This window comes from Candidatus Angelobacter sp. (genome assembly GCA_035607015.1).
Lineage (GTDB): Bacteria > Verrucomicrobiota > Verrucomicrobiia > Limisphaerales > AV2 > AV2.
Genome location: DATNDF010000372.1, coordinates 1 through 3,357 on the forward strand (window position 1 = coordinate 1; position 3,357 = coordinate 3,357).

Here is a 3,357-nt window from a genome sequence, read left to right on the forward strand (position 1 = left end):
CGTGCTGAACGGTGGGGGCGCGCTGAATGATTTTGGCTGTTACGGCGCGGACCTGGCGACGTGGTTCATGGACGGTCAACGGCCCGTGTCCGTGTTTGCCACGACACAGCATATCAAGCCGGACGTTTATCCGAAGGTCGAGGATGAGGCGACCATCGTGATCACCTATCCGAAAGCGCAGGCCATACTACAGGCATCCTGGAACTGGCCTTTCGACCGCAAGGATATGGAAATCTATGGTCGCACGGGTTACGTGCTCGTGCCGCGCTCGAACCTGTTACGCGTGCGATTCGCCGACAAAAACCAGGAGACCGAAATCACGCCGCCAGCGATGTCGGGTCCGGATGCCGATCCAATTTCCTACCTTGCGGCAGTGGCGCGGAAGGAAATCACGCCGTCGGGACTGTCTTCACTTTCAGTCAACATGACGGTGGTGGAGATTCTTGACGCCGCCCATGAGTCTGCGCGGACGGGAAAGCGGATTCATTTCAAGCCAAAGTAAGGCTTGGGGAACGCACGCGACCCGCGTGCCACCGCGAATGGGCTCGCCGGAGTCTCGCCCCACCGCATCTGTGTGAATCTGTGCTCATCCGTGGCCAAGTTCTCCGCGTGTTTGTGGTGCAATTAATCTCCGCTCCGATTATTTTCACAGGTCAGAGTTTTTCGGGCTCGTTCAACAATGCGGCCACGCGCGCCAGCAGACGACCCGCCGCGCCGCCGTCGAGAACCCGGTGATCGAAGCTGAGCGTCAGGTTCGCCTCGGTCACTGGAACAAACTGGCCCCGGCCTTCGTCCCAACTCGGCACGCGCCGTCCGGCGCCCATCCCCAACACGAGGGTTTGTTCCGGCAATGGAATGGGGGTCGCCCAGGTGAGCCCGAACGTGCCGAAGTTCGTCACCGTGGCAATGGATCCGCCCGTCGCATCGGCCGGCAAACGCCGTTGCCGCCCCAGTTCCACCAATTCATTGTAGCGGTCCACCATTTCTTTGAGCGGCTGTTTGTCCGCGTGGCGGATCACCGGCACGAGAACGCCATCCTCCACTTCGATGGCGAAGCCGACATCAATCGCCGACGGATGAACGATCTTGTTTCCCACCAGCCGGCCGGCCGGTGCGCTGTTCTCCGACAACGCCACCGCGAGCGCGCGCAAGGCATACAGCGCTGGACCGGGCTTGGGATCGCTGCCCTTGCGATGAGCGAGCATGGGCTCCAGGCAGACCGGCAATGCGACGGTTGCCAGAGGCCGGGTCCAGCTCCGGCGCATCGCGTCGGCCACGGCGACGCGCATGGTCGATGCCGGACTTAACTTGTGCCGCTCGAGATTGGCGAGGAATTTTTCGAAGTCCTGAATCGTCACGCGCCCGGCCGCGCCGCTCCCGGCGATGCCCGCCAGGTCCGCCGCGTGCAGCCCCAGCTCGGTCATTCGTGCCTTCATGCGCGCCGACATGTAGCTGGCTCCCGCGGCGTGCGCCGGCACGGGAAGTCCGCGCACGGTCGGTTCAACCTGCTGCCGCTTCCCGTCTCCCAAAATTTTGTCGTCGGCGGCCGCGGTGTTTCCGGTTTTCAGCCCGGCCTGAGAAGTCATCCCTCCGCCGAGCCGTGCCGCGTCTTCAGTGCTGGCTTCCAGATAGCCGAGCACGGCGCTGACGGGATAGCTCTCGCCGGTTTTCACCAGCAGTTTTTCCACGCGTCCCGCGCATGGCGAGGTCACGTTCATCGTCGCCTTGTTGGTCTCGACCTCGATGACGTCCTGATCCGCGTTGACCTTTTCGCCGACCTTGACCAACAGGTTGATGACCGTCGCCTCGGCTATCGATTCGCCGAGCTGCGGCATGATGATGGGCACTTGTGGCATACGCTTACATTCGAAGAAGGTTTCGCACGCTGGCGGCAATGCTGCGGGCGGTCGGGCGATGGGCGGCCCAGAGATTGGGATGGTAGGGCACGGGCGTGTCCTTTGCGTTGAGCCGCTGCGGCGGAGCATCCAGCAAATCAAACCCTTCGCCGGCCACCCGCGCGATGACCTCCGCGGTGACGCCACCCCAGGGCCACGCTTCTCCAACGCACAGCAACCGGCCCGTCCGCGCCACGGACGCCATGACCGTATCAGTGTCGAGCGGTTTCACCGAGCGCAGGTCAACGACTTCAATTTCCGTGCCTTCACCGGCCAGTTCCTCCGCAACCGCCAGCGCCTCGTGAACCATCGCGCTGTAAGCCACAATGGTCAGATCGCGCCCAACGCGGGCAATGCGGGCTTTGCCGGTCGGCACGGCGGCGGCAGGCAGTTTTTCCGCCTTCAGATGGTAATACAGATACTTGTGTTCGCAGAAAATCACCGGGTCATCGAGGGCAACGGCCTCGAGCAACATGCTGTAGGCATCCTCCACCGTGGCCGGCGTCATAACCACCAGGCCGGGATAGTGCGCATAAATGGCTTCCATCCTCTGACTGTGAAACGGCCCGCTCCCCGAGGTGCCGCCGCACGGCAGCCGGATCGTGATCGGGCATGGAACCCTGGTGCGCCAGTAAAGCGTCGCCGCCTGGTTGATGATCTGGTTGAAACCGACCGAGGAAAAATCCGCGAATTGCATTTCGATGATCGGACGCATTCCCTCGATCGCCGCGCCGATGGCCAGCCCCACCATTGCATCCTCGCTGATGGGCGAATCGATGACCCTGCCCGGATATTCCCCGGCCAGATTTTTTGTCGCCTTGAACGCGCCTCCAAACGCGGACACGTCCTGGCCGTAGATAAACACCCGCGGATCCTCGGCCAGCGCCCGCGCCTGCGCGTCTCGGATGGCTTCCAGGTACGTGATACTCATGCTCGCTTCAATCCGGCGGTTCACCGCGTGCTTCCAAAAGATGTTGCGATGACAGCGCCCGCCATTCCTCCATGTAAGGATCGGGCACGGGCTCCCGTTGAACCGTGGCGACAGCCTCCTCCACTTTTTGAATCACCTCGCTTCGCCAGAGTTCGATGGTCTGACGGTCCGCCCAGTCCTTGCGGAGCAGGTATTCCTCGGAAACCTTCAGACAATCACGGCCGGCAGCCGACAGTTTCAGGGCAGGATCCACGTAACCCGCATCATCGTGTTCGCCGTGTCCGCAGAGCCGCAGCAGCCTGGCTACAACCATTTGCGGCCCGGCTCCGCCCCGGGCGCGCTTCACCGCCTCCGAAACCACCTCCAGGCAAGCGGACAACTCCGTGCCGTCCACCGAGTGGCCCTCAACGCCGTAGCCGATCGCTTTGTCCACCAGGTCCCGACAGGCAAACTGGCGCGACGTCGGCGTCGAATACGCGTACTGGTTGTCGGCCACGATGAGGACCAGCGGCAGTCGTTCCACCGCCGCCT

The 3,357-nt window shown here is 62.8% G+C and carries 4 protein-coding genes; 1 reads left to right on the plus strand and 3 read right to left on the minus strand.

The window, feature by feature from the left end:
- The coding region (locus VN887_15055; protein ID HXT41326.1) for a Gfo/Idh/MocA family oxidoreductase at positions 1-502 on the plus strand (502 nt) is incomplete at its 5' end.
- Positions 503-653: 151 nt separating this feature from the next.
- On the opposite strand, the gene VN887_15060 is transcribed toward VN887_15055, so the two are convergent.
- From VN887_15060 to VN887_15070, 3 genes are all read right to left on the minus strand, one after another.
- Entirely contained in the window at positions 654-1,856 is a 1,203-nt protein-coding gene (locus tag VN887_15060) for a 2-oxo acid dehydrogenase subunit E2 (GenBank protein ID HXT41327.1), read from the minus strand.
- Positions 1,857-1,860: 4 nt separating this feature from the next.
- A complete protein-coding gene (locus VN887_15065) occupies positions 1,861-2,826 on the minus strand; it encodes a transketolase C-terminal domain-containing protein (protein ID HXT41328.1) in 966 nt (321 codons plus the stop codon).
- A gap of 7 nt (positions 2,827-2,833) precedes the next feature.
- Positions 2,834-3,357: thiamine pyrophosphate-dependent enzyme (locus VN887_15070; protein HXT41329.1), on the minus strand; the 524-nt coding region annotated here is incomplete at its 5' end.